Raw genomic sequence first — 2,414 nt, forward strand, 5'->3', positions numbered from 1 at the left:
GTGTCTGGGCGTTGCAGCTGGACGAGTTGTTTCCCTAGCCACCCCTGACTCTATTCTGGCGTCGGAACCAAAGTATCTCGGAATTGAGTCTTCCATAATCCTGCACGTTTGTTAAATAACTTTGATGATCTATGTAAGTATTACTTCTTTTATGAAAAACAACTTTTTATAAAACCTATCAAAAAGGAGGAGAAACCACATGAAATCACTAGATGTCGTGACCTTAGGGGAAACGATGGTGCTTTTCAGTCCGCAGGAGCAAATGCCGCTTGAATACGTGCACCAGATGCAAAAGCAAATCGCAGGCGCCGAATCCAACGTAGCCATCGGTTTGTCACGCCTTGGCCACAAGACAGGGTGGATCAGCAAGCTAGGAGAAGATCCATTCGGCCGGTATATCCATAAGTTCATACGAGGCGAAGGTGTTGACACGTCAGCTGTAACGTATACGGAGAAAGCACCGACGGGCCTTATTTTCAAAGAAAAATTAACCTCAGAACACGTGAATGTGTACTATTACCGTCATATGTCAGCGGCAAGTACCATGTCTCCATCTGATTTAAACGATACTTACCTAACATCAGCTAAAGTTCTTCACGTGACGGGGATCACTCCTGCCCTTAGTGAAACGTGTAAAGAAGCCGTGTTTCATGCCATCAGGACAGCGAATGATGCAGGGATGACGGTCGTTTTTGACCCGAACATCCGTTATAAACTATGGGAAAATCATGAGGATGCCCGCGAAGTGCTATTAGAAATTGCATCCCTTTCGGACATCATTATGCCAGGTGTCGAGGAAGCGGCGTTTTTAACTGAAGAAGAAGAGTATAAAAAAGCAGCCGAACACCTGCTTACTCGTGACGAACAAACCGTCATCATCAAGCTCGGAGCCGAAGGGGCGTATTATGCAAATGGAAAAGACCACGGGTTCGTCCCAGGGTTCGCTGTCCAACAAGTCATTGATCCAGTCGGAGCTGGAGATGGCTTTGCTGCGGGTGTAATCAGCGGAGTACTTGAAGGTTCTTCCATTGCTGATGCCGTCAAAAAAGGAAATGCAGTCGGTGCTTTTGTCGTTCAAATGAATGGAGATTTCGAAGGCGTTCCTTCTCATGAGCAGCTTGACTCCTTCATGCACTCAGGTGGACGTCAAACTGACGTTGAACGCTAGAAAGGATGAGAAGTATGAAAAAAGTAGAACATCTACAAAAGCTTGAAGAAGCAGGAGTAATCGCAGTCATCCGCCGTCCGGAAAGGAAAGATGTCCTTCCGTTAGCAGAAGCTTTAGTCGAAGGCGGTGTAACGACACTCGAGGTGACGGTTGATACGGACGGGGCGTTTGATATCATCCGTGAGTTGAAAAAAGAACTGGGAGAGCAGGCACTTGTGGGGGCAGGTACGGTGCTCGATGCTGAAACAGCCCAATCAGCTATTTCTGCAGGTGCGGATTTCGTTTTTTCACCTAACTATAATCATGACTTGATTCAAATGGCGAATCGTTATGGGGTCATCTCGATTCCTGGCGTCCTGACTCCATCAGAAATGGTAGACGCTTACCAAGCAGGCGCAGACCTTGTGAAAATTTTCCCTGCGTCTACATTCGGTCCAGCGTACATTAAAGATTTACAAGGACCGCTTGGTCACATCCCTATGATCCCGACAGGCGGAGTGAACACGGAAAATGTAGGGGACTACATTAAAAGCGGAGCAGTGGCCGTTGGGGCAGGTGGGTCTTTGATCGATAAACAACTGATACATAAACAGGATTTCGCTGGCATCACGGCCCTTGCCCGTCAGTTTACAGCTGAAGTCCAAAAGGTCAGAGAGGAGAAAGCGTAATGAAAATCATTGGTATGGAAACATTCGTCGTCCCGCCACGCTGGTTGTTTTTGAAAATCACGACAGATGAAGGCATAGAAGGCTGGGGAGAGCCGGTTATTGAAGGCCGTGCGGAAACGGTAGAAGCAGCGGTTCACGAGCTGAAAGACTATTTGATCGGGAAAGATCCACTCCCAATCGAGGATCATTGGAACGTTATGTACCGGAGCGGCTTTTACCGCGGCGGCCCGATTCATATGAGTGCGATTGCCGGCATTGACCAGGCCCTGTGGGACATTAAAGGCAAATATTACAACGCACCCGTGTCCGAACTGATGGGCGGGGCTTGCCGTCACTCGATTGACGTTTATTCCTGGATCGGAGGCGACCGTCCTTCTGACGTGGGCAATGCCGCGAAGGAAGCTGTTGATAAAGGGTTCCGCGCCATCAAGATGAACGGGACGGAAGAGCTGCAGTATATTGATTCTTATCGGAAGATCGATGAAACCGTCGAGCGGGTAGCTGCGGTAAGGGATTCGGTAGGTAAAGACATTGGAATCGGCATCGATTTCCATGGCCGAGTGCACAAACCGATGGCG

Annotated in this window: 3 protein-coding genes; all 3 read left to right on the forward strand. The window is 48.6% G+C overall.

The window, feature by feature from the left end; translation table 11 throughout:
* Positions 1-199: 199 nt before the first annotated feature.
* The gene (locus LD39_RS20140) at positions 200-1,168 is read left to right on the forward strand and encodes a sugar kinase (protein WP_035552756.1); all 969 of its coding nucleotides are present in this window, start codon (positions 200-202) and stop codon (positions 1,166-1,168) included.
* A 14-nt stretch (positions 1,169-1,182) separates the two neighbouring features.
* Entirely contained in the window at positions 1,183-1,836 is a 654-nt protein-coding gene (locus LD39_RS20145) for a bifunctional 4-hydroxy-2-oxoglutarate aldolase/2-dehydro-3-deoxy-phosphogluconate aldolase (protein ID WP_035552759.1), read from the forward strand.
* Positions 1,836-2,414, forward strand: a 579-nt coding sequence (gene dgoD, locus LD39_RS20150) for a galactonate dehydratase (protein WP_035552762.1), incomplete at its 3' end; no start/stop codon positions are given. The genes LD39_RS20145 and dgoD, both read left to right, overlap by 1 nt.

Source organism: Halobacillus sp. BBL2006 (assembly GCF_000786645.1).
In the GTDB taxonomy this organism is placed as follows: Bacteria; Bacillota; Bacilli; order Bacillales; family Halobacillaceae; genus Halobacillus.

What these genes read in the sequence shown, in the direction of transcription:
- LD39_RS20140 (WP_035552756.1), top strand. Translation starts at nt 200, where the DNA reads ATGAAATCACTAGATGTCGTGACCTTAGGGGAAACGATGGTGCTTTTC.
- LD39_RS20145 (WP_035552759.1), top strand. Translation starts at nt 1,183, where the DNA reads ATGAAAAAAGTAGAACATCTACAAAAGCTTGAAGAAGCAGGAGTAATC.